General features: G+C 64.8%; 25 protein-coding genes and 1 tRNA gene. 6 read left to right on the top strand and 20 right to left on the bottom strand.

Annotation, left to right across the window (positions count from 1 at the left end; genetic code table 11):
- Positions 1–5: 5 nt before the first annotated feature.
- From ACVOMC_RS04060 to ACVOMC_RS04050, 3 genes are all read right to left on the bottom strand, one after another.
- Positions 6–500 (bottom strand): hypothetical protein, encoded by a 495-nt coding sequence (locus ACVOMC_RS04060; protein WP_481522900.1) that lies wholly within the window; start codon positions 498–500, stop codon positions 6–8.
- A gap of 164 nt (positions 501–664) precedes the next feature.
- On the bottom strand, positions 665–1,795 hold the full coding sequence (locus ACVOMC_RS04055; protein ID WP_057506320.1) for a PilT/PilU family type 4a pilus ATPase: 1,131 nt from the start codon (positions 1,793–1,795) through the stop codon (positions 665–667).
- A gap of 49 nt (positions 1,796–1,844) precedes the next feature.
- Entirely contained in the window at positions 1,845–2,882 is a 1,038-nt protein-coding gene (locus tag ACVOMC_RS04050) for a type IV pilus twitching motility protein PilT (protein WP_481522899.1), read from the bottom strand.
- Between the two features lie 97 nt (positions 2,883–2,979).
- On the opposite strand from ACVOMC_RS04050, the gene ACVOMC_RS04045 reads away from it, so the two are divergent.
- The 5 genes from ACVOMC_RS04045 to ACVOMC_RS04025 all read left to right on the top strand — a co-directional run bounded on the left by ACVOMC_RS04045 (position 2,980) and on the right by ACVOMC_RS04025 (position 7,157).
- Positions 2,980–3,642, top strand: coding sequence for a YggS family pyridoxal phosphate-dependent enzyme (locus tag ACVOMC_RS04045; protein WP_481523064.1), 663 nt, complete (start codon positions 2,980–2,982; stop codon positions 3,640–3,642).
- A 17-nt stretch (positions 3,643–3,659) separates the two neighbouring features.
- The gene (gene proC, locus ACVOMC_RS04040; protein ID WP_481522898.1) at positions 3,660–4,508 is read left to right on the top strand and encodes a pyrroline-5-carboxylate reductase; all 849 of its coding nucleotides are present in this window, start codon (positions 3,660–3,662) and stop codon (positions 4,506–4,508) included.
- A 53-nt stretch (positions 4,509–4,561) separates the two neighbouring features.
- Entirely contained in the window at positions 4,562–5,023 is a 462-nt protein-coding gene (locus tag ACVOMC_RS04035) for a DUF4426 domain-containing protein (protein ID WP_481522897.1), read from the top strand.
- A gap of 276 nt (positions 5,024–5,299) precedes the next feature.
- Complete coding sequence (locus ACVOMC_RS04030; RefSeq protein ID WP_481522896.1) at positions 5,300–6,661, top strand: phosphatase domain-containing putative toxin; 1,362 nt, start codon at positions 5,300–5,302, stop codon at positions 6,659–6,661.
- 88 nt (positions 6,662–6,749) lie between these two features.
- The gene (locus ACVOMC_RS04025; RefSeq protein ID WP_054660039.1) at positions 6,750–7,157 is read left to right on the top strand and encodes a hypothetical protein; all 408 of its coding nucleotides are present in this window, start codon (positions 6,750–6,752) and stop codon (positions 7,155–7,157) included.
- Between the two features lie 62 nt (positions 7,158–7,219).
- Here the strand turns inward: ACVOMC_RS04025 and ACVOMC_RS04020 are convergent, their stop codons facing one another.
- From ACVOMC_RS04020 to ACVOMC_RS03950, 15 genes are all read right to left on the bottom strand, one after another.
- A complete protein-coding gene (locus tag ACVOMC_RS04020; protein ID WP_481522895.1) occupies positions 7,220–9,172 on the bottom strand; it encodes an esterase/lipase family protein in 1,953 nt (650 codons plus the stop codon).
- Positions 9,169–10,152 (bottom strand): Lnb N-terminal periplasmic domain-containing protein, encoded by a 984-nt coding sequence (locus ACVOMC_RS04015; protein ID WP_481523063.1) that lies wholly within the window; start codon positions 10,150–10,152, stop codon positions 9,169–9,171. Before ACVOMC_RS04015 ends, ACVOMC_RS04020 begins: the two co-directional genes overlap by 4 nt.
- A gap of 266 nt (positions 10,153–10,418) precedes the next feature.
- A tRNA-Val gene (locus ACVOMC_RS04010) sits at positions 10,419–10,493 on the bottom strand.
- A 64-nt stretch (positions 10,494–10,557) separates the two neighbouring features.
- The gene (locus tag ACVOMC_RS04005) at positions 10,558–10,911 is read right to left on the bottom strand and encodes a PilZ domain-containing protein (protein WP_054659826.1); all 354 of its coding nucleotides are present in this window, start codon (positions 10,909–10,911) and stop codon (positions 10,558–10,560) included.
- Positions 10,908–11,867 carry a DNA polymerase III subunit delta' gene (locus ACVOMC_RS04000; RefSeq protein WP_481522894.1) on the bottom strand — a complete coding sequence of 320 codons (960 nt, stop codon included), beginning with the start codon at positions 11,865–11,867 and terminating at the stop codon, positions 10,908–10,910. Before ACVOMC_RS04000 ends, ACVOMC_RS04005 begins: the two co-directional genes overlap by 4 nt.
- Positions 11,864–12,079, bottom strand: a complete 216-nt coding sequence (locus ACVOMC_RS03995; RefSeq protein ID WP_481522893.1) for a hypothetical protein — start codon at positions 12,077–12,079, stop codon at positions 11,864–11,866. Before ACVOMC_RS03995 ends, ACVOMC_RS04000 begins: the two co-directional genes overlap by 4 nt.
- Positions 12,076–13,134, bottom strand: coding sequence for an endolytic transglycosylase MltG (mltG, locus tag ACVOMC_RS03990; RefSeq protein ID WP_481522892.1), 1,059 nt, complete (start codon positions 13,132–13,134; stop codon positions 12,076–12,078). Before mltG ends, ACVOMC_RS03995 begins: the two co-directional genes overlap by 4 nt.
- Before the next feature lie 69 nt (positions 13,135–13,203).
- On the bottom strand, positions 13,204–14,559 hold the full coding sequence (locus ACVOMC_RS03985; protein WP_481522891.1) for an aminodeoxychorismate synthase component I: 1,356 nt from the start codon (positions 14,557–14,559) through the stop codon (positions 13,204–13,206).
- Positions 14,560–14,801: 242 nt separating this feature from the next.
- On the bottom strand, positions 14,802–16,064 hold the full coding sequence (gene fabF / locus ACVOMC_RS03980; protein WP_481522890.1) for a beta-ketoacyl-ACP synthase II: 1,263 nt from the start codon (positions 16,062–16,064) through the stop codon (positions 14,802–14,804).
- A gap of 124 nt (positions 16,065–16,188) precedes the next feature.
- A complete protein-coding gene (gene acpP / locus ACVOMC_RS03975; RefSeq protein ID WP_054659808.1) occupies positions 16,189–16,428 on the bottom strand; it encodes an acyl carrier protein in 240 nt (79 codons plus the stop codon).
- Positions 16,429–16,578: 150 nt separating this feature from the next.
- A complete protein-coding gene (gene fabG / locus ACVOMC_RS03970; RefSeq protein ID WP_481522889.1) occupies positions 16,579–17,322 on the bottom strand; it encodes a 3-oxoacyl-ACP reductase FabG in 744 nt (247 codons plus the stop codon).
- A gap of 80 nt (positions 17,323–17,402) precedes the next feature.
- Positions 17,403–18,347: an ACP S-malonyltransferase gene (gene fabD, locus ACVOMC_RS03965; RefSeq protein WP_481522888.1), complete on the bottom strand. Its 945-nt coding sequence runs from the start codon at positions 18,345–18,347 to the stop codon at positions 17,403–17,405.
- 226 nt (positions 18,348–18,573) lie between these two features.
- Complete coding sequence (locus ACVOMC_RS03960) at positions 18,574–19,539, bottom strand: beta-ketoacyl-ACP synthase III (protein WP_054658546.1); 966 nt, start codon at positions 19,537–19,539, stop codon at positions 18,574–18,576.
- A gap of 88 nt (positions 19,540–19,627) precedes the next feature.
- Positions 19,628–19,825 carry a 50S ribosomal protein L32 gene (gene rpmF, locus ACVOMC_RS03955; RefSeq protein ID WP_054658547.1) on the bottom strand — a complete coding sequence of 66 codons (198 nt, stop codon included), beginning with the start codon at positions 19,823–19,825 and terminating at the stop codon, positions 19,628–19,630.
- Between the two features lie 106 nt (positions 19,826–19,931).
- Complete coding sequence (locus tag ACVOMC_RS03950) at positions 19,932–20,441, bottom strand: YceD family protein (protein ID WP_054658549.1); 510 nt, start codon at positions 20,439–20,441, stop codon at positions 19,932–19,934.
- A gap of 114 nt (positions 20,442–20,555) precedes the next feature.
- Between ACVOMC_RS03950 and ACVOMC_RS03945 the strand changes: the two genes are divergently transcribed.
- Positions 20,556–21,128, top strand: coding sequence for a Maf family protein (locus ACVOMC_RS03945; protein ID WP_481522887.1), 573 nt, complete (start codon positions 20,556–20,558; stop codon positions 21,126–21,128).
- 15 nt (positions 21,129–21,143) lie between these two features.
- Here ACVOMC_RS03945 and ACVOMC_RS03940 read toward each other — a convergent pair whose 3' ends face one another.
- Both ACVOMC_RS03940 and ACVOMC_RS03935 read right to left on the bottom strand, forming a co-directional pair.
- The gene (locus ACVOMC_RS03940; protein WP_481522886.1) at positions 21,144–22,982 is read right to left on the bottom strand and encodes a hypothetical protein; all 1,839 of its coding nucleotides are present in this window, start codon (positions 22,980–22,982) and stop codon (positions 21,144–21,146) included.
- Complete coding sequence (locus tag ACVOMC_RS03935) at positions 22,979–23,926, bottom strand: glycosyltransferase family 2 protein (RefSeq protein ID WP_481522885.1); 948 nt, start codon at positions 23,924–23,926, stop codon at positions 22,979–22,981. Before ACVOMC_RS03935 ends, ACVOMC_RS03940 begins: the two co-directional genes overlap by 4 nt.
- Positions 23,927–23,987 lie beyond the last annotated feature (61 nt).

The raw sequence follows: 23,987 nt of genomic DNA, 5'->3' as shown, positions 1-23,987 counted from the left end.
CCGACTCAACCGCGCAGGAAAATGCCCGCCAGCCCCAGCAGCAACAGCAAGCCGCCGAACAGGATGATCAGGATGTGCCAGACCAGCAGGCGATCCTGGCGGCGCATGTCCATCCGCAGGGACTGCTGGTAGCTGCGCATCAGCGAGTTCATCGGCAGCAGCGGAACAAAGGTGAAAAGGCCGATCACCCACATGTTCTTGCCGATGTTGCGCGGAAAGAACATCGACAGGTTGGCGATGAAGTTGAGCAGGAAGAACACCAGTGCCAGCACTAGCGGCGGAAACGCCAGCTGCCGCCGCCGGCTGGAAACGTAACTGTTGAGCCGGGGGAAACAGCTGAATCCCCACAGCGGTGCGAACACCGCGCGCCAGAACGGCCAGATATCCCCACCCTCCTGGTCGGAAATGGCCTGCCAGTTGCGGTAGAACCAGTACAGCACGTACAGACCGAACGTGCACAGGCTCATCATGACCAGCTTGCCGGTGGACGGAGCAAACACCTCCGGGTGCACCTGCGCTGTTCCAGATTCAACCGGAACAGAAGCCGGCCGCGCAACAGCGGCCGGCGCAGGGACCGGGACCACCGGAGCCGCTGGAGGGAGATAGGGGTTTTGCACTTCCATCTGCAGTTACTCCTTCCAGCGATGTCGATGAAAAAATGCGGTCAGCGGACCTCGGCAATCTCCACGCCATCAAGCCCCTGCGCCAGCGTCTTGGCATCGCCACCCTGGGCAAGCTTGATGCGCAGACGCACCTCGTTCTGCGAGTCGGCGTAGCGCAGCGCATCGTCGTAGCTGATCTCACCGGCCTGGTACAGCTCGAACAGGCTCTGGTCGAAGGTCTTCATGCCCAGCTGCACGGAGTCCTTCATCACTTCCTTGAGCTTGTGGATCTCACCCTCGCGGATGTAATCCTGCACCAGCGGCGTGCCAAGCATGATCTCCATCGCCACGCGGCGGGCCTTGCCATCGGGCGTGGGCACCAGCTGCTGCGCCACCACACCCTTCAGGTTCAACGACAGGTCCATCAGCAACTGGTTGCGGCGGTCTTCCGGGAAGAAGTTGATAACGCGGTCCATCGCCTGGTTGGCGTTGTTGGCGTGCAGCGTGGCCAGCACCAGATGGCCGGTTTCGGCAAACGCGATGGCGTGGTCCATGCCTTCACGGGTACGGATTTCGCCGATCATGATCACGTCCGGCGCCTGCCGCAGCGTGTTCTTCAGGGCGGCCTCCCAGCTGTCGGTGTCGATACCCACTTCGCGCTGGGTGATGATGCAGCCCTCGTGCTTGTGCACGAACTCGATCGGATCCTCGATGGTGATGATGTGCCCGGTCGAGTTCTGGTTGCGGTAGCCGATCATCGCTGCCAGCGAGGTCGACTTGCCGGTACCGGTGGCGCCGACGAACAGGATGATGCCGCGCTTGGTCATCGCCAGGGTCTTGATGACCGGCGGAAGATTCAGCTCTTCCACGGTCGGGATGCGCGTCTCGATACGACGCAGCACCATGCCCACCTGGTTGCGCTGGTAGAAACAGCTCACGCGGAAGCGGCCGACACCGGACAGGCCGATGGCGAAGTTGCACTCGTGGGTCTTCTCGAACTCCTCGCGCTGCGCCGGCGTCATCACGTTGAGCACCATGTCACGGCTTTGCTGCGGCGTCAGGGGCGTCTGGGTGATCGGCGACAGCTTGCCATTCACCTTCATCGACGGCGGCATGCCGGCGGTGATGAACAGATCCGACGCCTTCTGATGCGCCATCAGCTTGAGGAACGAGGTGAAGTCGATGGTACTCATGACAATGCTCCGACAGAGGCGCTACGGTTACGGATCAACACCACACCGATCATTCGAACAGTCGCTTGTCTTTGGCGTATTCCTTGGCCTGGTTGCGCGTGATGAGGCTGCGTTTGACCAGATCCTGCAGATTCTGGTCCAGCGTCATCATGCCCACCTGCTGACCGGTCTGGATCGCCGAATACATCTGCGCCACCTTGTCTTCACGGATCAGGTTGCGGATGGCCGGGGTGGCCACCATGATCTCGTGCGAGGCGATGCGGCCGCCGCCCACCTTCTTCAGCAGTGCCTGCGAAATCACCGCGCGCAGGGATTCGGACAGCATCGAGCGCACCATCGGCTTTTCGCCTGCCGGGAACACGTCGATGATACGGTCGATGGTCTTGGCCGCCGAACTGGTGTGCAGGGTGCCGAACACCAGGTGGCCGGTTTCCGCGGCTGTCAGTGCCAGACGGATGGTTTCCAGGTCACGCAATTCGCCGACCAGGATGATGTCCGGATCTTCACGCAGCGCCGAGCGCAGCGCCTCGTTGAAGCCATGCGTGTCGCGGTGCACTTCGCGCTGGTTGATCAGGCACTTCTGCGAGGTGTGCACGAATTCGATCGGGTCCTCGACGGTGAGGATGTGGCCGTATTCGTTCTTGTTGATGTGGTCGATCATCGCCGCCAGCGTGGTCGACTTGCCCGAACCGGTCGGGCCGGTGACCAGGATCAGGCCCTGCGGCTGTTCGATCAGCTCGCGGAAGATCGGCGGGCAGGCCAGATCTTCCAGCGTCAGCACTTCCGAGGGAATGGTACGGAACACCGCACCGGCACCACGGTTCTGGTTGAACGCGTTGACACGGAAGCGCGCCAGCGAGGGAATCTCGAACGAGAAGTCGACCTCGAGGAACTCTTCGTAGTCGCGACGCTGCTTGTCCGACATGATGTCGTAGACCAGCGCGTGCACCTGTTTGTGGTCCAGCGCCGGGATGTTGATGCGGCGGACGTCACCGTCCACGCGGATCATCGGCGGCAAGCCGGCGGAAAGGTGGAGGTCCGAGGCCTTGTTCTTGACCGAGAACGCCAAAAGTTCAGCGATATCCATACGCCGCTATATCCCCTGCGTTGCGTGTATCTGGAAGGTGTTTCCCCTGGCAGGCAGTATAGCGTTCCCACGTAAGAGGTAGACCCGTGTGTCCACTGTGCCACTAGCCGCGCTTGTGCGGGAAATTACCGCTATTTCACCGGCCGCGCACCTGGTGCGCCTGCTGGCGGTTTCCAAACTGCAACCGGCCGGGGCGATTGCCGCGCTGGCCGGGCAAGGCCAGCGGGCGTTTGGCGAGAACTATGTGCAGGAAGCGGCCGCCAAGGTGCAGGCATTGGCGCCGCTGGGGCTGGAATGGCACCTGATCGGCCACCTGCAGTCCAACAAGGCCGAGCTTGCCGCCCGGACCTTTGACTGGGTACAGACCGTGGACCGGCCCAAGCTGGTCACCGCGCTTGCCCGTCACCGTCCGGCAGGGCGGCCGCCGCTCAATGTTCTGATCCAGGTCAACATCGACGATGAGGACAGCAAGCACGGCTGCAGCCCGGACGAGGTCCAGGCGCTGGCCGCCGCCATCGCCCGGGAGCCGATGCTGTGCCTGCGTGGGCTGATGGCCATTCCCGCGCCCCACCCCGAGGCGGAACGCCGGCGCGCCGCATTCGCGCGTATGCGGGAGCTGTTCGATGCCCTGGCGGGGCTGTACCCGCAGGTGGATACACTGTCGATGGGCATGAGCGGCGACTTCGCGCTGGCCATCGCCGAGGGCGCAACGATGGTCCGCGTTGGCACCGCCCTGTTCGGCCCACGCCCTTCTCCCTGATCGCTGTCGAGGCTTGCATGACCGGTTCACCGACGTCACCTTCCCTTTCTTCCGACGGCATCGCCTTTATCGGCGGCGGCAACATGGCCCGCAGCCTGATCGCCGGGCTGATCCGCCGCGGCGTGACCCCGGCCAGCATCCGCGTCGCTGAGCCGGTCGCGGCATTGCGCACGGCGCTGGCGCGGGACTTTGGCGTGACCGCCGTCGCCGATGCCGCGGCGGCCGTTCCCGGCGCTGCCCTGTGGGTGATGGCGGTCAAGCCGCAGGTGATGCGTGAGGTCTGCGCCGACCTGGCCGGACTCGCACAGCAGGCCGCACCGGTGATCGTCTCCATCGCCGCCGGCATCACCGGCGGCCAGCTGGACCGCTGGCTGGGCGGTGATCGTGCCATCGTCCGTGCCATGCCCAACACCCCGGCCCTGCTCGGTGCCGGCGTTACCGGCCTGTTCGCCAACGCCCGGGTCACCGTGGCGCAACGTGCGCAGGCCGAACAGGTGCTGGCCAGTGCCGGGCGCACCGTCTGGATCGAGAGTGAGGCACTGATGGATGCGGTGACCGCCGTCTCCGGCAGCGGCCCGGCCTATGTGTTCCTGCTGGCCGAGGCGATGGAAGCGGCCGCACTGGAACAGGGCCTGCCCGCCGACGCCGCCCGCACGCTGGTGCTGGATACGGTGCTGGGCGCGGCCCGCATGTTGACCGAGGCCGGAGAGGCGCCGGCCGAGCTGCGCGCCCGGGTCACTTCCCCGGGCGGCACCACCCAGGCCGCCATCGAAACCTTGCAGGCCGGGGGCTTTGAGACTCTGACCGCCAGGGCCATCGAAGCCGCCGCGCGCCGCGGGCGGGACCTGTCGGCCGCCAACGATTGAGCCTGCGTACCTGCGCGTGCAGCCCACCGGCAACCCGCCCGAGGAAACCTGCCATGTCCAGATGCATTCCACTGCTGCTGTCCGGGCTGCTCATCGGCCTGCCCGCCTGCTCCGGGCAACCCCCACCGCAGGCGGCAACGCGCGCGCAAGCCGCACCTGCCCATGCCGATCTGGGTCCGCTGCGCGTGCACTACAACCTGTTCCCAACGCTGGCAATGAACGAAGCGGTGGCACGCAGCTATGAGATCAAACGCGAAGCCAACCACGCCTTGCTGGTGGTGGCGCTGCGCGAGCGCAGCGACAACCAGGAGCTGCCCGCCGAAGGCGATGTGATCGCGACGGCCACCGACCTGTCGGGCAGGCGCCAGCACGTGGCATTGCGCGCGGTACGCACGGGACCGTACACCGATCTGATCGGTTTGCTGGAGGCGCGGCCCCACGACCAGCTTCGGGTGGAACTGCAGGTACGTGCCACCGCCGGCCAGGGGAAAGTGGGTTTCGAACGAAGTTTCTGAATACTGCCGAAACCGCCGATCACGCCCGGCCGCGCGTTGCGACCTCCGCCTGCGCGCCTGTAATCGGCGCTACAGCTTCCACAATTTCCCTTTCAAATCAGTCCCGTAATCCAGTGCATACGGGGCGGTGGCGGCTCCACCCCCATTCATAGAATTTGACGCAGCTCACGCAAGGCTCAAATTGACATGGGAGTGAGGCCCACCATACTGGCCCCCTTTCCCTCTTCCGCTCGTGCCCATGGATGCGGCCGCGCCGGATAAATGACGTCTTTTCCCATGCAAAAATCCCCTCCTCCACTGCTGCAGCTGCAAGGCTGGGGCATGAGCCGTGGCCGCCGGACGGTGCTGGCATCGATCGATATGGTGATCGATGGCCCGGGCATCGTGGTGCTGATGGGCCCGGGTGGTACCGGCAAGTCGTCGCTGCTGCAGGCGCTGTCCGGTCAGCACAACGCCCACGGCGAGCGCTGGGGCCAAATGCTGTTCCAGGGCCAGCCACTGCCGGCGGCCGCCCGCCCGCCGGCGCTGGTGCACCAGCAGCCACGCGAACTGGGCTTCAGCGTCCTGGAGAACCTCAGTGCCGCGCTGCGCCAGCAGCATGGAGGCAGCAGCCAGCACGCGCTGCGCGAGGAAGTCGTCACCCGGCTGCACGCCCTGGGCGCCGATAGCCTGGTCGCGCAGTTGTCGCAGCGGGTGATCGATCTGCCGCGTGGACTGGCGCGACAGATGGCGATCCTGCGCGCGGCCCTCAGCGGCAGCCCCTTGCTGCTGATCGACGAGCCCACCAGCGAGCTGGATGCGGCCGATACCGAGGCGGTACTGGCACTGATCCAGCGACTGGCCACCACCCATACCTGCCTGATCACGCTGCACCATCAAGCGCAGGCGCGGCGTATCGCAGCGCGCGCGATCCTGCTGGCCGGCGGCCAGGTACAGGTGGATGCGCCTGCCGCCGCATTCTTCGCCAATGACATGCGGCATCCGGTGCTGGCGCAGTTCCTGCGCACCGGCAGTTGCCATGTGCCGGCGCCGGATGCGCGTGCCGAAGAGCTGGCGGACGATGTCGCTGCGCCCGTTCCCGCTGCCGGCGCAAACCAGGCGCCGGCCGACACCCTCGGCGTACGTCCGCCGCCTATACCCGTCGCGCTGCCGGCCACTCCCATGCGGCGGGGCCCGACCGGCTTCCACTGGCTGGTGCCAGGCAAGCTGGCGGGCTGTCCGATGCCCGGCGTGGTGTTCGCCATGGATCACGATCTGGCACTGCTGCGCGGCATGGGCATCAGCGTGCTGGTCAATCTGACCGAACGCGAGATGCCGGCCGAACTGCTGGCCCCGCACGGCTTGCGCAGTTACCACCTGGGCATTCGCGATCGCGGTGCACCGCCATTGCTATGGGCCAAGCTGCTGCTGGCCAAGATCGAAGTGATGTTGCGCGAAGGCGAGGTCGTCGCCGTGCATTGTCTGGCGGGACTGGGCCGCACCGGGCTGGTGCTCGCGGCGTGGCTGATCCGCGAAGGACTGACCGCCGAAGAGGCACTGCGCCGGCTGCGCACCATCGAACCGGGCTTCGTGCAATCACAGGAGCAGGAAGACCTGCTTCACGCACTGGAAGAAAACCTGCTGATCCGCGCCTGCTGATCGGTATCTGTTGTCCTCGACTCCCCCGGCAACCGGACCGCACCGCGGTCTGGCGCCCTCCTCTTTCCCTCCCCCAGGAATCACCCCGATGTCTCTCGACAGCACCCTGCAACATTCCGTCGCCTCCATCCCCGAATGCGTGGCCGCCGGCTACGTCGATATCAGCTCCGGCATGCTGCTGTCGGTCAAGACCGTGGATTCGCATCCGCGCGAAGTGCTGGACCTGGTCGCCGCGGCCACCGCCGACCTGTACCAGGGCCCGAACATCCGCAGCATCGAGCAGATGTTCCGCCGCGCACGCGGCCTGCAGGAGCAGGAAGGCGCGCACTACTTCCAGGAAATCATCGTCAACAGCGAAAACCTGATCCACATCTTCATGCGTGGCAAGCGCTACCCGGACTACGTGATGGTGTTCGTCTGCCGCCGCACCGCCAACCTCGGCATGGCCCTGACCCGCTCGCGTCTGGCGATGCCGGGGATCGAAGCGGAAATCTGAAACACCAAGGCCACCTGTCGGTGGCCTTTTCGATTGCGCGGCACGGGCCTGGGATTAACCGCTCAGTGCAGCGGCACACCATCGACCTGGTGCAGGTCCTCGCGCAGGATGCGGCGCACTTCCAGCACCGCCTCGGGCGTTTCCTGCACGCTGTGCCCGGACACGATCACCTTCTCCGACAACGCGCCATCCAGATGCGCGCTCCAGTACGGCACCAGACCATCGTCCGAGTCGGCCGTGGCCACCTCGGCTTTACGCTTGGCGATGATGGAGTGGTACTTCAGGCCAGGCACCATCGGCAAAGCCGAAGAAACTTCGATAAACGGATCACTGGCCTTGAGGTTGTCGATGCTGTTGCTGATGCGCGGCTCCCTGGGCTTCCCGCCGTCCTCCTCCGGGTTCTGCAAGGCCATGAACGCATCACCGAATGCACCGAGGAGGGTCAGCGGCAGCCGCACCAGTTTGCCGATCATGCGTCCCAGACGATTGCCGGCCGCATCGGTTCCCCTGTGCGGGGCCGCCAGGAAAATCGCGCGCTGCACGTTGGGCTGCGGGGTGAAGTGCATCACCGGCCCCAGCTTGGCCTCCACCCGCTTCAGGCGCTCACCGCGCAGGTTGTAGCGTTCCACCGTGTCCTTCCACAACACCTCGCCCGAATCACTGAGCATCAGCCGTGCGAGCACACCGCCCATGCTGTGGCCGATGAACACCATGTCATGCGACGCGGCGGCCGTGGCCTTCGGATCGAAATTACGCAGCGTGCGGTTGAAGGCGTTGCTGATGGTGTAGCGGTTCAAGGCGATCGGCGCGTTGGTCGGGTAGTACACCGACCACACCTGGTAGTGCTTGCGCATCTGCGGATCCCCCATGATCTCGTTGGCCAGGTTCACCCAGGCCTCCGGACTGCTGGCCAGGCCGTGCAGCATGAAGATGATGCGCCGGTCCGGGTCGTAGGGCTGCATCAGGTAGATATGCGGCTCGCGGATGCCCTCGCCGCGGCCGAACAGTGTGCGCAGCGACTCGGTGGCAAATCCCGACTGGGCAAGCCACAGTCCATAGGCAGCGGTGAAATTGGCCGCCAGCGGCACCTCCTGCCCGTGCAGGGTGATGCTGGTGGTGATGTCGGGCGAATACGCCTTGAGTTGGATCGTGCGCGTGGTCAGCACCTGCTCGAGCGTATCGCCTTCGAAGTTCAGCACGGCGGTGGCATTGAGCGCCGGCATTTCGCTGTAGACCGGCAACTCCACTTTCTCGCCTTCAAGCGGGACCGCCAGCGGCGGCGACTCCATCACCACCACCAGCTCCGCACCAAAGCCGTCGCGGCGATAGGAACTGCGCAGGCCGGCAAAGCTCACCGACGAGGCCGCCACCAGCTGTTTGGGAACGCTGCGCAGGTTGAGCTGGTCAAGCGTGGTGCGGATGGTCCAGCGATCCACCTGCACCGGGCGCAGGAAATCCTCCCCCTCCAGCGCGCGCGTGCGGACACGCTGGAACACCACCGACGCGGTCTGCTCGGCCGCATGGTTGTAATAGTCACGCACCTGCGTGAGCCGGTCCTCCAGCGCCCTCTGCGCGGGCGTACGGCCACTGAAGAACAGGTAGGCGTAGGAATAACGCGCGGTCTCCAGCCATGCATCCAGCGCATTGGCCGGCAACTGCACCGGCTCGCCGCCCTTGGCCTGGGGTGTGAGCGCCAGCGCCTCCTGCATCCACAACTCGGCCAGGGTCGACAGCCGCTGTTCGGTCTGCAGCCCTTCGTTGCCGGCCACCAACTGCCGGCACGCCGGAAGATCCTTGCCGCATTCGCCGGCGGTCTGCCCGATCACCGCCAGCGCTTCCTGCGACAACGCGCTCAACCGGCCACTGTTGAGGATGTCGTCGCGCTTGAGCATCACATAGTCGGTGCTGCTCACCGACTTCATCTTCACCATCGCACAGCCGCTGGACAGCAGCAGTGCCATCCCCGCCATGATCGGCAGCAGCCGACGCATTCCAGTCAGCCGCGGTGGATTCATTGCAGGGTTCCAGCAATTCCGATGCCGGGCACGCCGGCGCGTATGCGGCTTGAGAAATCGACCGCATCACCGTTGTCACGGGCGCGCTGCGTGATCCGCCCCAGTTGCTGCAGCCGTTCCAGGGAAAAGCCCGGTGTCAGCCCGCCGACATCGGCGACATACCCGGCCAGATAGCCGGACAACAGCAGCCGGTAATCCAGTGGCAGACCCGGCACGATCCGGCGCATCAACTCGTACACCACGGTGGTGCAGTTGCTGGTCAGCGAGTTGTAGAAGCGCGGCGCCTGCTGCAGCTGCTGCGCGGTGGCGACATAGGCCCCCAGCAGATCGCGCAACTTGTCCGGACCCAGGCCATGCAGGCGGTACAGATAGACATCTTCGCCACGCACGTTGCTGCGCACCTGCACGATATCGCGCTCATCCGCGGCTACCAGCACGGCTTCGAACTGGCGGAAAAAGCCCCCCAGCGCCGAGAACTGCTCACCTTTTTCCTTGCGGATCTCCAGCGAGAACACCAGCTGGCGGCCATCGGCGAAACCGAAGGACACCAGGGTGTGGGCGATGGCCGGCCCCATCCAGTAGGACAGCAGCAGATCGGCTGATTGCACCTGCGAAAGATCGTACTGCCGGGGCTCCCAGCGCACGTCATAGTCGTCTGCGGTGCGCCAGTGGAAATTGCGCACGTTGTCGATCACCAGACGATCACCCTGGATGCGCGCGCGCAGCGGTTGCGCCACATCCTCGGCCCATTGACGGTCCTGCTGCGGGACGATGGTCGCCCACCACACCAGCATCAGCACGAACAACGCCCCGAACACCGCCAGCGAATGCCAGCGACGCTTGGGCCCGAAGCCGGCGCGTATCGCCCAGATCGTCGGCACGCACCACACCAGCACCGCCGCGACGCGTGCCGCGACATTGCCCGGGAAGTGGAACCACAAGGCAAAGCCCCCCCAGATGCCGATCGCCAGACACACCAGCGCCAACACCGTGCAACCAACGCTGCGCAACACACTCCTCAAGCGCAGCCTTTTGCCATTTGCCACTTCAAACCTCCGCACGCCATTTTTTATTGGCCGGCAAGACAGGGAAATGACCGCTGGATGCGGACGATGTCCTCTTGTCGACCTCCCTACCCTTTCACGGGTCATCCGACCCGCGCGCAAAGATAGCTTGAGCGACCCGGAAAGCCGAGGGACACTGCAACAAAAAAGCCGGCACTAGGCCGGCTTTTTCTTGTTTCGCGTGGTGGGCGGTGCAGGGATCGAACCTGCGACCCTTGCCGTGTGAAGGCAATGCTCTACCGCTGAGCTAACCGCCCGTGTTGCGAGCCGCTCATTATAGGGAGCTGAGCGGCGACGTCAACGGGTTTCCTGCAGAAATTTTCACATCGTCTGTGTCGGCTTGTCGGAGCTGGAAGTTCCGGCCAGCAGCGTCTCGATCTTGTTGCGGATCGCCTCGCCGTCGGCACCATCGGCCAGCTGCACGCCGATACCGGCCTGGCGGTTGCCCTGCGCGCCCAGCGGCGTGACCCAGACCACTTTGCCCGCCACCGGCAGGCGCTCGCTGGAATCGGGCAGCGTCAGCAGCAGGAACACCTCGTCACCGAGGAAATAACGCTTGGACGTGGGCACAAACACGCCGCCGTTCTTCACGAACGGCATGTACGCGCTGTACAGCGCCGCCTTGTCCTTGACCGCCAGCGAAAGAATGCCCTGGCGGGCGTTGATCGCACTCATCGAATAGTCCCCTTGGATTGCACCTGGTTGACCGCGCCCCACGCCAGCAGCAGTTCCACCACCGCCAGATCGGCTCGCACGGTGGTACGCAACAGGTCGCGGGTACGGTTGGCGGCATCGAACCAGGCAGCCAGCTTGTTCAATCGGGCCGGATCGGTCAAGCCGTCGGCGGCCTTTTTCAGGGCCAGATCGGCGGCATGGCGCAAGCGCAGATCCGCATGTCCGTCCGCTGTCCAGCGCTGGGCCAGCTCGACGCTGCCCAGCTTGCCGGCCAGCAGCTGCTCCAGTTCGGAGGCCACCTGCCGACGCAGCGCCATGCCCTCGCCCTGCAGCCATTGGTCGGCAAGCGCGGGGTGGCCGCGCGCGGCCTCCAGCGCCTCACGTGCCACAGTTTCGGTATAGCCCTTGCCCTGCAGCCAGGCCAACGCCTCCTCGCGCGGCGGCAGGCGAAACTCCAGGCGCTGGCAGCGGCTGCGGATGGTCTGCGGCAGCCGCGCCGGATCGGCACTGACCAGCCACAGATAGCGGCCAGGCGAGGGCTCCTCCAGCGTCTTGAGCAGGGCATTGCAGGCCGAACGGTTGATCGCATCGGCGGGATCGACGATCACCACCTGGGCCACGCCGTACTGCGGGGTGAGCGCCAGCTTCTGGGAAATCTCGCGGATCTGCTCGATCACGATCTCGGTGCGCAACTTGTCACCGGATTTGTTCGGAATGAACGAGGTGAGTTGCAGATCCGGATGCGTACCGGCGGCGATCAACTGTGCATTGCGCTGCCGCCCAGCCGTCTCGACTCCGTAATTGAGCACGTGTTCGGCAAGCTTCAGCGCCACCGCGCGTTTGCCCATTCCGGCCGGCCCGCATAGCAGCAAGCCATGCCCGAGACGGCCTGCATCAAGTGCGGCCACGGTCTGGTCATAGGCGCGTTGCTGCCACGGGGCGAAGGCATCGCTCATGCCAGGGTGCTCTGTGCATGCACGCGGGCTACCGCATCGCGCCGCTGCGCGGCGGCACCAGCCTTCCTGCCTGCCCCGGTCAGGCAGGAGGGCTGCGGGTCATTCCGCTCACGCAGCAAATCGCCCAGGGCGTTGACCGCCCTGGCCCTGTCGGCCCCCTCGCCCTCTTCCATGCGGATGCACGGCGAATGCCACAGCAACGCGTGATTCATTGTTGTACTGCCTGGCTGTTCCTGGCGCGCAACCGCTGCAGGTAGCGCGCCACGGCGGCGTTGTGCTCGCCGAGCGTGGCAGAGAATTCATGGGCGCCGCTGCCGTCACCCAGCGCGACGAAGTACAGCGCATCACCGGGTGCCGGATGCGCGGTGGCCTGCAGCGCGTCGCGTCCGGGCATGGCGATCGGTGTCGGCGTCAGGCCAGCGCGGGTGTAGGTGTTGTAGGGCGTATCAGTGGTCAGATGGCTGCGGCGGATGTTGCCATCGTAGGCGCTGCCAATGCCATAGATCACCGTCGGGTCGGTCTGCAGGCGCATGCCCATCTTCAACCGCCGCATGAAGACCCCGGCGATCTGCGGGCGCTCGCTGGCCAGACCGGTCTCTTTCTCGATGATCGAGGCCAGCGTCAGCAGCTCGTATGGCGAGTTCAACGGCAGGCCCTCGGCGCGGCCGGCCCAGGCTGCAGCCAGCTCCTTCTCCATCGCCGCATGCGCCCGCCCCAGCACATCCAGGTCGCTGTCACCGCGCTGGTAGATATAGGTTTCCGGCAGGAAGCGGCCTTCCGGATGCTCACCGGCAAAGCCCAGCGCCGCCATCAACTCGGCATCACTCATATCAGCGGTCGCCTGCTGCAACGGCTGCGCGCGCTTGAGCGCGGCGCGCAGCTGGCGGATGTTCCAGCCTTCGACAATGGTGACGCGGTACTGCAGCACCTTGCCCTGGCGCATGCGCAGCAGCAGCTCACGCGGAGTCAACGCGGGATCCAGCGAATACTCGCCCACCTTCAGCTTGCCGGCCGCGTCCAGTTCACGCGCCAAAAGCTGCCACTGTAGATCCGCACCTTCATCGACACCAGCCGCCCGCAACTTGGCCAGCACCGTGCCAAAGGAATCACCGGACGCGACGGTCACGCTCTGCGCGGTTGGCGTGAGCGGCAGGGAGGCGAAGCTGCTCTGACGCTGCCACAGCCACGCCGCCACGGCACCTGCCAGCACCACCAGCAGCAGCAACGCTGCCAGCACCACCAGACAACCGCGCTTAGCACCCGCCATGGCCACTCCGTTTCAACAAGACCGGCGCGCAGGATACCGCGCGCGTGCCAGCCCCGGCCAAAACGCTGTTCATTGCAGCGGCTCCAGCGCCCGCAACAGGCCGCGCGCCTTGGCCCGGGTCTCCTCCAGCTCCTTGTCCGGCTCCGAATCCACCACGATGCCGGCCCCGGTGCGGAACGTTGCCAGGTTGCCGGCGACCTCGGCGGTACGGATCAGGATGTTCAGATCCATGTCGCCATCGCGATTCAGCCAGCCGAAGGCGCCGGTATAGGCGCCGCGCGCGGTCTGTTCCAGCTCGGCGATGATTTCCATGCAGCGCACCTTCGGGCAGCCGGTGATGGTGCCGCCGGGGAACGTGGCGGCGATCACCTGGCCCGGCGTCACTTCCGGGCGCAGCCGGGCACGCACATTGCTCACGATGTGGTGCACGTGCGCGTAGCTTTCCACAACCATCAGCTCATCGACCTCGACGCTGCCCGGCGCGGCGATGCGGCCCAGATCGTTGCGTTCCAGATCGATCAGCATCACGTGCTCGGCACGCTCCTTCGGGTGGCCGACCAGCTCCTGGATGCGCGCGGCATCGTCGTCGCCGGCAAAGCGCGCGCGGGTCCCGGCGATCGGCCGTGTCTGCACCAGATCGCCGGTGACCGACACCAGCCGTTCCGGCGAGGAACTGACCACCGCCCGCCCGGCCGCGGTGAACAGGCCGGCGAACGGCGCCGGATTGGCGGTGCGCAGCCGCGCGTACAGCGCTTCGGGCGCGAGCGGCGCGTCGAACTGTGCCTGCCAGCGGCGGGACAGGTTCACCTGGAACACGTCGCCGGCATGCAGGTAGTCGATGACCTTGTGCACGCCCCCGGTAAAACGCTCGCCGGGGTCTTCCTTGAGCGCGACTGGCCCCTTCCAGTGCGGCAAGGGCGGCAGCTGGGCGGCTTCGGCCTGATCATGCTGGAGCTGGCCGAGCAGGTCTGCGGCGTCATCCTCGGCGATCGCGATGCAGCGGCCGCTGTCGCGCTGGCGCAGTACCGCTGCCGGGCAGCGCAGTGCGATCGCAGTTGGCAGGCCGTCGCTGCGCTGTGGCAGCTGCAGGATCGGTTCAACCTGTTGCGCCAGCTCATAATCGAGCAGCAAGGCCCAGCCGCCATGGAACGGGAGGTCCGCTTCCATCGGGTTGCGGGCTTGGCGCAGGGCCCGCCAGTCGCGATCGAGAGCAGAGAGAAAGTCGCCTTCGACCACACTGCCGTCTTCGCGTTGCAGGCGGCCGTCGGGATTGAGCAGCAGCTGGCCACCGGTGGCGATCAGCAGCATGTCCCACTGGCCGAGCTTGCCGGCGGCGGTGGATTCGAGCAGGACCGGATAGCGATGCGGTGCGAGCCGATGCAGCGCCAGCAGATCGATATCGGCGTGCAGGGGAAGGATATGCATCGTGAACCCAGAAGAAGTCAGGGAGGCCGGTTTCGCCTTCACCCTCGGGGCGAAAATGCCCGGAAGGCGCAGAGGAGGGGCGCCTCAATACACCCCCAGGCGCCATGCTGACGAACGCCTCGCCACGCGCCGGTCTGGGTGAAAATCGTTGTCACCAACCGGGTGGTTCGGTAAAGCCGCTTCGCACCGCCCTCGTTCCAACCCCTCTCCCGCACGCGGGAGAGAGGCTTAAAGGCCGTACATCAGATCCGCTTGAACACCAGCGTGCCGTTGGTGCCGCCGAAGCCGAAGCCGTTGGACATCACCACGTCCACCTGCGCCTTGCGGGCCACATTCGGCACGTAGTCCAGATCGCAGCCTTCGCCGGGCTCTTCCAGGTTGATCGTCGGCGGGATGATGCCTGTCTCCAGCGCTTTGACCGAGAAGATCGCTTCCACGCCGCCAGCCGCGCCGAGCAGGTGGCCGGTCATCGACTTGGTCGAGCTCACCAGCAGCTTGTAGGCGTGCTGACCGAAGGCGGTCTTCATCGCCATGGTCTCGCCCAGGTCGCCCAGCGGCGTGGAGGTGCCGTGCGCGTTGAGGTAGCCCACCTGCTCCGGGGTGACGCCGGCGTCCTTCATCGCCGCGACCATGCAGCGGGCGGCGCCTTCGCCGTTCTCGCTCGGCGCGGTCATGTGGTAGGCGTCGGAGCTGGCGCCAAAGCCGGCCAGCTCGCAGTAGATGCGGGCGCCGCGCGCCTTGGCGTGCTCGTACTCTTCCAGGATCAGGATCCCGGCACCGTCGCCCAGCACGAAGCCGTCACGATCCTTGTCCCACGGACGCGAAGCCTTTTCCGGCGCGTCATTGCGGGTGGACATCGCCTTCATCGCGCAGAAGCCGCCCAGTGCGGTCGGCGAGGAGCCACGCTCGGCGCCACCGGCGACCATCACGTCGGCATCGCCGTACTGGATCATGCGCATCGCCGTACCGATGGAATGGTTGGACGTGGCGCAGGCGGAAACGGCCGAGAACGACGGACCCTTGAGCCCGGCAATGATGCTCAGCTGGCCCGGCAGCATGTTGATGATGGTCTTGGGCACGTAGAAGGGCGAGATCTTCTTGCCCTCGTGGAACTCGATGGTCTGTTCCTCGATGCCCAGCAGGCCGCCGATACCCGCGCCGACAATGGCGCCGATGCGCTCGGCGTTGGCCTCGGTGATTTCCAGACCCGAGTCGTGCAGCGCCATGAAGGCGGCACCCAGGCCGTAATGGATGAACGGGTCCATCTTCTTGGCATCCTTGCCACTGACCCGGTACTTGCCGAACAGGGGATTGTCGGCGGTGATGTCGAAATCCTTGACCTCACCTGCGATCTTGGTGGTGAAACGTTCCAGATAATTCTCTGCAACGTTCGTCAGCGGGCCAATGCCCGACCGGCCATTGATGATGCCTTCCCAGCTGCTGGCCAGATCATTGCCCAGCGGCGAAACCATGCCCATGCCGGTAACGACGACGCGACGACTCATTGCGGATTCTCCTGGCCCCGCTCGCGGGGAGATTGAAGCTTAAAAGCACAGGGCCGCATCAGCGGCCCCATGGATTTGCAACGCGGCCCGACACACATGCCAACCGCGTTTTGTCAGGCACCAATTACGCCTTGACGTGCGCCTTGACGTAGTCGATGGCAGCCTGGACGGTACCGATCTTCTCGGCTTCCTCGTCCGGGATTTCGCACTCGAACTCTTCTTCCAGCGCCATCACCAGCTCGACGGTGTCCAGCGAGTCTGCGCCCAGGTCATCGACGAACGATGCGCTGGTGGTGACTTCCTCTTCCTTGACGCCAAGCTGCTCGACAACAATCTTCTTGACGCGTTCTTCGATGGTGCTCATTGGATATCGCTCCAGATGGAGTAGTGGTTCAAAAGACGCCATCCCCTAGGGATGGCCGTGGGATAGTGTAGTGGAAACCGCCGCAGCCATGCATTCCGGCAAAAAAGCATCGGCGATCAATCACTTGGGCGCAGTCCGTGCGCCACACGCTTACGGCATGTACAAGCCGCCATTCACGTGAAGGGTTTCGCCGGTGATGTAGCTGGCTGCCGGGCCTGCCAGGAAGCTGACCGCATGGGCGATATCGGCCGGCTGACCGAGGCGGCCCAGTGCGACCTGGCCGAGCATCGCCGCCTTGGCGTCCTCGGGCAGGTCCTTGGTCATGTCGGTATCGATGAAGCCCGGCGCGACCACGTTGACGGTTACGCCGCGGCTGCCGATTTCCTTGGCCAGCGACTTGGAGAAGGCGATGATGCCGGCCTTGGCGGCGGCATAGTTGGCCTGGCCGGCATTGCCGGTCACGCCGATGACCGAAGCGATGTTGATGATACGGCCCTTGCGCGCCTTCATCATCCCGCGCATCACCGCCTTGGAGGTGCGGTAGACGCTGGTCAGGTTGGTATCGAGGATGGCCTGCCAGTCCTCGTCCTTCATGCGCATCAGCAGGTTGTCGCGGGTGATGCCGGCATTGTTCACCAGAATGGTGATGGCGCCGAACTCCTTGCCCACCGCCTCGATAAGCGCATCCACCGCGCCCGGCTCGGTCACGTTCAGCGCGCGGCCGTGGCCACCCTGCGCGGCCAGACGTTCACCGATGGCGGCGGCGCCGGACTCGGTGGTCGCCGTACCGATGACGGTGGCACCCTGCGCGGCCAGCTCGTCGGCAATAGCGGCACCGATACCCCGGCTGGCGCCGGTGACGAGCGCGATTTCACCCTGCAATGGCTTGCTCATGCTGTTTCCTCTTTCCTGCGAGGCCGCCGTCGGCGGTCCCCGGTCATGGCCGGGGCAGAGCGCGCCCCGAACCGGTTGGATCACTGTGCCCACTCTTCCAGCGCGCCGGCGAAATCGGCCGGCGTGGCGAGCGAACGGCCGTCTATGCTTTTGTCGATGCGCTTGATCAAGCCGGTCAGCACCTTGCCCGGGCCGCATTCGGCGACGCGATTGACACCCTGTGCCGCCAGCGCCTGCACGCAACCGGTCCACTGCACCGGCTGGTACAGCTGCTGCACCAGCGCCTGGCGGATCGCGTCCACGCCGTCATGCACCCGGGCATCGACGTTCTGCACCACCGGCAACTGCGGTGCGCGCCAATCCAGCCCGGCCATCACTTCAGCCAGACGGTTGGCGGCCTCACGCATCAGCGGCGTATGCGACGGCACACTGACCGCCAGCTTCACCGCCTTGCGCACGCCCTTCTCGGCCAGCAACGCCAGCGCGCGATCCACTGCAGCGGCATCGCCGCCGATGACGATCTGGCCGGGCGAGTTGAAATTGGCCGGCACCACCACCTGACTGCCGGCGGCTTCGGCGCAGACCTCCAGCACCAGCGCATCCTCAGCGCCCAGTACCGCCGCCATCGCACCAACGCCTGCCGGAGCCGCGTCCTGCATGAGCTGGCCACGCAGGCGCACCAGATGCGCGCCATCGCGCAGCGTCAACGCGCCAGCCGCAACCAGCGCGGTGTATTCCCCCAGACTGTGGCCGGCCAGCACGGTCGGCTTGGCGCCGCCCTGCGCATTCCACAGGCGCCACACCGCGATGCTTGCCGCCAGCAGTGCCGGCTGGGTGAACTCGGTGCGGTTGAGCTGCTCGTCCGGCCCGCCCTGCGACAGCGCCCACAGGTCGACCCCTGCGCCTTCGGAAGCCTCGGCAAAGGTTTCACGGATCTGCGGGTTCAGCTCGGCCAGTTCGGCCAGCATCCCCAGCGACTGGGAGCCCTGGCCCGGGAACACGAAAGCAAGTCGGGAATCAGTCACGCGGTCATCCGCCAGATAAATCGAAGCCGGGCATCATAAGCGCGAACATCGCCACCCGTCTGTACTGGCGCGTATGCAAGCACCAATTCAGCAAGTCCGGCACAACGCCGGAATGATCTGCCGGCATATCCGCCGCGCATTTGCCCAAAAAGCAAACAGCCCGTCGCAGGCGACAGGCTGTTCGATGCGCACAGGCAAGACGCCTGTGCTGCGACCGGGCGTGGAATTAGTAGCGCAGCAGCGCCGAGCCCCAGGTGAAGCCGCCACCGAAGGCCTCCACCAGCACCAGCTGGCCGCGCTGGACCCGCCCGGAACGGACCGCCACATCCAGTGCCAATGGCACCGAACCGGCGGACGTGTTGCCGTGCTTGTCCACAGTCACCACCACCTGGTCCATCGACATCTCCAGGCGCTTGGCCGTGGCCTCGATGATGCGCAGATTGGCCTGATGGGGCACCAGCCAATCCAGTGCGGACTTGTCCAGACCGTTGGCCTGCAGGGCTTCGTCCACCACCGAGTCCAACGCCTTGACGGCGTACTTGAACACGTCGTTGCCCTTCATCAGGATCTTGCCGGGCTTGTCCAGACCCGTGGACACCCCCACCGGATCCCACAGCAACTCCTTCTTGCTGCCATCGGCATGCAGATGGGTGCTGAGAATGCCCGTTTCTTCGTCGGCCTTGAGCACGACGGCACCGGCCCCATCGCCGAACAGGACGCAGGTCGTGCGATCCTCCCAGTCGACGATCCGGGTCAGGGTTTCCGCACCGATCACAAGCACATGCCTGGCATCGCCGCTGCGGATGAATTTGTCAGCCACGCTCAGGGCGAAGATGAAGCCCGAACACGCCGCATTAACGTCGAACGCCGCCGAACCGGTCGCGCCAAGACGCGCCTGGATCAGGCAGGCGGTAGACGGGAAAATCAGATCAGGCGTGGTCGTACCCACGATGATCATGTCCAGCTGCGAAGCCTCGATGCCGGCCGCTTCCAACGCGCGAACCGCCGCGTTGTAGCCCAGATCACCGGTGGTTTCGCCTTCGGCAGCGATATGCCGCTCACGGATACCCGTACGCGACTGAATCCACTCGTCGGTCGTGTCGACAATCTTGGTCAGATCGTCATTGGTCAACACTTTCTCGGGCAGATAACTACCTGTGCCCGCGATCCGCGAATAAATCCGCTTGCTCATGCTGTTTCCTGTTGCGCGAAGCCGCCCGAAGGCGGCCCCGGAAGAATCGGTGCAACAACCGCCACGTTTCCGCAGCGGCCGCCACGAATCAATCTTCTTCGACGACCGAGGAGGACTTGGTCGCGATCACTTTCTTGCCACGGTAGAAACCGTCAGCAGTGATGTGGTGGCGCAGATGCACTTCACCGGTGGTCGGATCGGTGGACAGCTGCTTGGCGCTCAGGGCGTCATGGGCACGACGCATGCCGCGGCGGGACGGGGTAACACGGGATTTCTGCACAGCCATGGGATTGCTCCAAACTCGATTCGTTTGCTTCGTCGTTTAATTGCACGGGACGCCAGCGTCCTGCACTACTTTCGCTTTTGCCGCGACCGCCGACGACAACCGGCCGCTATTGTTTCTTCAACGCCGCCAGCGCCGCGAACGGGTTGGCCTTGCTCAATTCTGCATCGGTCGCGAACCAGTCTTTTTCGACTGCCTCACTTCCGGGTGACAACGGCACCACCGGCACCGCCAGCACCAATTCGTCTTCCACCAGATCCAGCGGCCGCAGATTGCCATCTTCCGGCACCAGCAACGCCTCGTAATCCGGAGGCAGCGCAGATTCCTCATCCTCGTCGCGGATCAGGCCCAGCCGCTGCTTCACCGATACCGGCAGCAGGAAACGCTGCATGGTGCGCTGGCAGACCAGCGGCAACTCGACATCAATGGACAGCTCGACATAAGCCACCTGCAGCGTATCGTCGCGGCCAAATTCCAATGCATAGCGGCACTGGCCTTCGGCATCGGCAATCAGACCCTGCAGTCGGGTCAATTCGGACAAAGGCACCTGGCCGTCAAAGCACCTGCGTGCTGCGACCATCCGCCAAGCATCCAGCAATTCGGGTACGTTCGCGGACATAAGCTGCAGAATGTTAAGGATGACCCAAGCCGCTGTCAAACCCGGCCTGTTGTCCGGTTGCCATGCGGACCTTCACAGCCGCAGACTGCCTGTGCTTTCCGACGGTATTTTCGCATGCAAACACTGGTTCTGGCTTCCACTTCCCGCTATCGCGCCGAATTGCTTGCTCGACTGCGGATTCCGTTCAGCTGCGCACGCCCTGACGTGGATGAATCGGCACTGACCGGGGAATCGCCTCGTGCCTTGGCGCAGCGCCTGGCCGAAGCCAAAGCCCGCGCCGTCGCGGCGCACTACCCGCACAGCCGGGTCATTGGCTCGGACCAGGTCGCGGAGCTTGAGGGAAAACCCCTGGGCAAGCCCGGCACCGCGGAGGCCGCACTGGCGCAACTGGCAGCCATGTCCGGCAAATCCGTCAGATTCCATACCGCTGTCTGTGTCATCAGTGGCGCCGAGCTGCTGCATGCTCTGGATCTCACCACCGTGCGGTTCCGCACCCTGGGCCAGACCGAAATCGAGCGTTACGTGGCCGCCGAACAGCCGCTGGATTGTGCCGGCAGCTTCAAATGCGAAGGCTTGGGCATCAGCCTGTTCGAGGCGATCGACAATCAGGACCCCACGGCCCTGATCGGACTGCCTCTCATCCGCCTTGCGCAGCTGCTGCGCAAGGCGGGCTATCAGCTGCCCTGAGCCCCCTCCCCGCCATCACCGCGCGGGAGTCAGACGACACCATTGATAGGGGAACTGCCCCTGTCCAATACGCGATGTCAAGGTGATGCAGGACCCGGGCACAAGCATCAAGCCGTAGGCGGCCAATCGCGATTGCGCCAAGACGCGCTGCTCCGCCTCGGCTTCCATGACACTCTGCAATGCGCCATTGCGCGGGATCAGTACGCACCGCCCATCAGTGACGTGTACATCGGAGCGCAACCCCTTCAACCTGCGCGTCAGCCAGCGCAATTTCGCGCAATCGGATTCGCGATCCAGCCCGGCCATCGCCACTTTGGCATTCAGACTCTCGAACCGGGCCGCCAACTTGTCCGAGGAACCGGGGAATATCGCAAACTGCTGTGGGCGGTCTAGAAGCATCTGCCGCAAGTGCGCGCGGTAGCCCTCGGACTCCGGAAAATTCGACGCGACCGCGGCGTATCGCACAGAACGTGGCAGAAACGCGACCCGCCACGCCTGCGGATCGCCACCGACCAGCAGCACAACGCTCTCCCCGGGGGAATCGATACGCGGTTGCTGCACTTCGAACGCATTGGATGCCCAGCGCTCATGGCCCCAGTTGCCCCAGCCGGCCAGCGAAATCAACACACACACGCCTATCGCCCATCCCCCCATCCGCATGCCCCGGGGTGAAGGCCGCAGCGCCACACAGGCACACCACAGCAGCAGCGGCGCGATCAGTTCCAGTGCCACCAGGTAGCGATGGATACTGAACAGGGTTTGCCACAACAGGTAGGAAACGACGAAGAACACCACCAGGCTGCGCAGTACGGGCGCAAACACCACCCCACCGCCCTCACGCCTACCCAGCAGGCGCCGGGCCAACAGCAGGAACATGGCGACCGCCAACATCGCCCAGATGCCCGACGTCAGGGAAACTTCACTGATCCGCTTGGGATCGAAGGTGAACAGCAGCGGCCACGCCAGATGCTCGGCGAAACCCTCCGGCAACCAACGTGTGTCGCCAATGGAACCCTGCGCTGCCAGCGGCGACTGGAACAACGCGTTGAACTGCGGAAACAGCGGATTCCCGAACTGCTGCCAGACTTGCCAGTACCACCAGCCCACCGACAGCACGGCAACCACCATTGCCGCCAGAGTCACCAGCAGCAACGCGCGAAAACGGGATATCCAATGCCCGGGCCCGGCCAGCACTGCGGCCGCCAGCCCTACCGCATAGATGGCATTGGTCAACTTCAACGCGACCGCAAATCCGATCAACGCGCCGGCCAGCAGCCAGCCGTGGCCAGGGCGAGGCAAGGCCGTCCCAGCCTGCATACGCAGCACCCACCATACGCTGCACAGCACAAACAGAGCGGTGGTGTTATCGGCCATGGTGTTGCCGAATTCCGACAGGACCGCGCCCATGCACAAGCCGGACAAAGCCAGTAACGGCGCCAGCCACGCGCGCTCTTTCCGCCCGTCCAGCACGCACCATGCGATACCTGCAGCCGGCAGGAACAACAGGCCATGCAGCACGCCCATCAAAAATCCCGACAGCGCACCCGGCATGCCGGTCAGCAACAGGTACTGGGCAATATCAAGCAGCGGACTGAAGTAGCTCTGCATCTGCGCCGGCGCCAGATCCAGCGCGAGCCGGCCATGCAAAGCGGCATATCCGTTGTAGAGGTGGTAGTTGCGCAGATCCCAATTGGCATCCTGCCCCAGCCACAGCGACACGCAGCCCCCCAGCAACGACACAAACAGCGTCGCGGCCACCATGTTTGCACGGGAGTTGAACGCGAACCGCCGCTCAACGGCGGCCAGAAAGCGGTGTCTGGAACCTGCGGCATGCACCGCCCGCTGCGCGCTCACCGGCGATCACCGGAACCAACCGCGGTTCCTCTCGACACCGACAGATACGCCAGATGCTTTGCCTCGACACGCCCACGCGTCACGGTATCGAGGATCAGGCCGCACGCAAGCAGCAAGAACCCCAGCAACGCCAAGGCCACACACAGTATTGCGGTGGGAAAACGCGGCACCATCCCGGTTTCGAGATAGGTCTGGAACAGTGGAATCGCCAGTCCGAGTGACAGCAGTTCAGCCAGCGCAAAACCAATCGAGAAGAACAGCAGCGGCCGCTCGGCCTTGAACAGCTTGGCGATCGTACAGAGGATGCGCCAGCCGTCGCGCCAGGTATTGAGCTTGCTGTGCGAGCCTTCCGGACGCACGCCATATACGGTATCCACCTCGGCCACCGGCATGCGCAGCTGAAGCGCATGCACAGCCAGTTCGGTTTCAATCTCGAACCCATGTGCATGGGCGGCAAAGGAATGCACATAGCGCCTGGAGAAGACGCGGTAACCGGACAGCATGTCATCGAAGCTGCGGCCAAACAGGAAGCCGGCGCAACGCGTCAACAGCATGTTCCCCAGCCGATGTCCGGGCCGATACGCAGCCGCCTGCTGATCACGCCGTGCACCGACCAGCATATCCAGACGCTCCTCGATCAACTTGCGGATCAGACCGGGCGCCGCAGCGGCCTCGTAGGTGTCGTCGCCATCGACCAGTACATACACATCCGCATCGATATCGGCAAAGCCGCGCCGGACCGCGTTTCCCTTGCCCTGCAATGACACCCGCACAATCTCGGCCCCCGCCTGAAGTGCGATCTCGGCAGTGCGGTCGCTGGAGTTGTTGTCCAGCACCACGATCCTTGCCGCAGGCAGGCTCAGGCGGAAGTCGGCCACCACCTTGGCAATCGCCGCCTGCTCGTTGTAGCAGGGAATCAATACCGCAACGTCGAAATTTTCCATTGTCCCACCAGCTGTTGAAACTACCCTGTCAAGCGCTCTCGCAATCCATATCCGGGACCGC

Source organism: Stenotrophomonas sp. STEN014, from assembly GCF_056760315.1.
Note: the sequence above shows the minus strand (reverse complement) of the source record. Positions and strands in the feature narration are given on the sequence as shown.

Excerpts from the sequence above, each read along its gene's own strand:
- fabF (WP_481522890.1), bottom strand. The coding sequence starts at position 16,064 with ATGAGTCGTCGCGTCGTCGTTACCGGCATGGGCATGGTTTCGCCGCTG.
- ACVOMC_RS04020 (WP_481522895.1), bottom strand. The coding sequence starts at position 9,172 with ATGAATCCACCGCGGCTGACTGGAATGCGTCGGCTGCTGCCGATCATG.
- ACVOMC_RS04030 (WP_481522896.1), top strand. The coding sequence starts at position 5,300 with ATGCAAAAATCCCCTCCTCCACTGCTGCAGCTGCAAGGCTGGGGCATG.
- ACVOMC_RS04025 (WP_054660039.1), top strand. The coding sequence starts at position 6,750 with ATGTCTCTCGACAGCACCCTGCAACATTCCGTCGCCTCCATCCCCGAA.
- ACVOMC_RS03945 (WP_481522887.1), top strand. The coding sequence starts at position 20,556 with ATGCAAACACTGGTTCTGGCTTCCACTTCCCGCTATCGCGCCGAATTG.
- mltG (WP_481522892.1), bottom strand. The coding sequence starts at position 13,134 with ATGGCGGGTGCTAAGCGCGGTTGTCTGGTGGTGCTGGCAGCGTTGCTG.
- ACVOMC_RS04035 (WP_481522897.1), top strand. The coding sequence starts at position 4,562 with ATGTCCAGATGCATTCCACTGCTGCTGTCCGGGCTGCTCATCGGCCTG.
- ACVOMC_RS03960 (WP_054658546.1), bottom strand. The coding sequence starts at position 19,539 with ATGAGCAAGCGGATTTATTCGCGGATCGCGGGCACAGGTAGTTATCTG.
- proC (WP_481522898.1), top strand. The coding sequence starts at position 3,660 with ATGACCGGTTCACCGACGTCACCTTCCCTTTCTTCCGACGGCATCGCC.
- ACVOMC_RS04050 (WP_481522899.1), bottom strand. The coding sequence starts at position 2,882 with ATGGATATCGCTGAACTTTTGGCGTTCTCGGTCAAGAACAAGGCCTCG.
- ACVOMC_RS03935 (WP_481522885.1), bottom strand. The coding sequence starts at position 23,926 with ATGGAAAATTTCGACGTTGCGGTATTGATTCCCTGCTACAACGAGCAG.
- ACVOMC_RS03995 (WP_481522893.1), bottom strand. The coding sequence starts at position 12,079 with ATGAATCACGCGTTGCTGTGGCATTCGCCGTGCATCCGCATGGAAGAG.
- ACVOMC_RS04000 (WP_481522894.1), bottom strand. The coding sequence starts at position 11,867 with ATGAGCGATGCCTTCGCCCCGTGGCAGCAACGCGCCTATGACCAGACC.
- ACVOMC_RS03950 (WP_054658549.1), bottom strand. The coding sequence starts at position 20,441 with ATGTCCGCGAACGTACCCGAATTGCTGGATGCTTGGCGGATGGTCGCA.
- fabG (WP_481522889.1), bottom strand. The coding sequence starts at position 17,322 with ATGAGCAAGCCATTGCAGGGTGAAATCGCGCTCGTCACCGGCGCCAGC.
- rpmF (WP_054658547.1), bottom strand. The coding sequence starts at position 19,825 with ATGGCTGTGCAGAAATCCCGTGTTACCCCGTCCCGCCGCGGCATGCGT.
- ACVOMC_RS04055 (WP_057506320.1), bottom strand. The coding sequence starts at position 1,795 with ATGAGTACCATCGACTTCACCTCGTTCCTCAAGCTGATGGCGCATCAG.
- ACVOMC_RS03985 (WP_481522891.1), bottom strand. The coding sequence starts at position 14,559 with ATGCATATCCTTCCCCTGCACGCCGATATCGATCTGCTGGCGCTGCAT.
- acpP (WP_054659808.1), bottom strand. The coding sequence starts at position 16,428 with ATGAGCACCATCGAAGAACGCGTCAAGAAGATTGTTGTCGAGCAGCTT.
- ACVOMC_RS04005 (WP_054659826.1), bottom strand. The coding sequence starts at position 10,911 with ATGAGTGCGATCAACGCCCGCCAGGGCATTCTTTCGCTGGCGGTCAAG.